The sequence below is a fragment of the Pedobacter sp. 01N416 genome (assembly GCF_056399685.1).
This window is the reverse complement of record NZ_JBFTRT010000918.1, coordinates 1-1,083: the sequence shown is the minus strand read 5'-3', so window position 1 is coordinate 1,083 and position 1,083 is coordinate 1. Positions and strand designations below refer to the sequence as shown.

Genomic DNA, 1,083 nt, shown 5'->3' with positions numbered 1-1,083 from the left:
GGCAAATGGAATGCGATATATTAAAAAAGGCGGTCGGCATCTTTTCAAAGCAAGATGAGATATTCGGATTTATAAAAGAGTACCGAAAAACATTTCGGTAAGGGGATGCGGGAGATCAGAAAGAAAATGGGGGTTTGATTTTTCTGATTTTTACTTTTAAGCCAGTCTTATTTTTTATTTCTTTTAAATGAACGAATATTCGTTTATATTTGCAATGTGAGACCCAAAGATGAAAATAAAGAAATTGTAATTCGACAAAAAGCTATAGAGTTGATAGTTAGTAAAGGCTTTGATGGATTAAGTATGCAAAAGTTGGCTAAGCTCGCTAATATTTCTGCCTCTACTATTTATGTTTATTTCGATAGCCGTGAAGATTTAGTTGCAAAACTTTATATAGATATAGTAGACAAATTTGAGAAAGATGCTTTAAATAATTTTGACCCTGATGTAAAATTTGAAGATGGTCTTTGGCTTCAGTGGAAAAATCGATTAAATAACATAACTAAAAATCCTTTGCAATATCAGTTTTACGAACAGTTTAGGAGCTCGCCGCTTATTAACCACAAAGATATAAAGCCGTCAGTTTTCAGAAAAATAATGAACGACTTTGTCGATACCGCCATTCAAAAAAATGAAATTAAAAATCTGCCGGTTGAAATTTTTTGGGCAATAGCCTATGGTCCATTTTACACGCTAGTTAAATTTCATTTGGACCAATCAACAATGGCAGGAAAACCATTTTTGTTAACAGAACAAAAACTAAGACAAGCCTTCGATTTGGTACTGCTGGCATTGAAAAAATAATTTTTTTCTATATTAAATTAACGAACATTCGATTATTAATAATATATATTATGACAATTAACCATTTAAATTTAGTCGTTACAGATGTAACAAAGGCCGTAGAATTTTTTACAAACTATTTTGATTTTTTTTGTGATTATATTAGAGGAGAAGGGGTATTAGCTGTGTTAAAAAATAAGCATAAATTTGTGCTCGTATTAATGGCGCCTCAAAAGAAAGAAAACGGCAATTCAACTTACCCTGATGCCTTTCATATTGGTTTTATGCTCGAAACTGCCG

General features: G+C 31.8%; 2 protein-coding genes. Both read left to right on the top strand.

Translation table 11 applies throughout. The features are described 5' to 3' along the window. Positions 1-216: 216 nt before the first annotated feature. Entirely contained in the window at positions 217-804 is a 588-nt protein-coding gene (locus AC1DND_RS28390) for a TetR/AcrR family transcriptional regulator (RefSeq protein WP_477586257.1), read from the top strand. A 50-nt stretch (positions 805-854) separates the two neighbouring features. Further along, positions 855-1,083: VOC family protein (locus AC1DND_RS28385; protein WP_477586255.1), on the top strand; the 229-nt coding region annotated here is incomplete at its 3' end.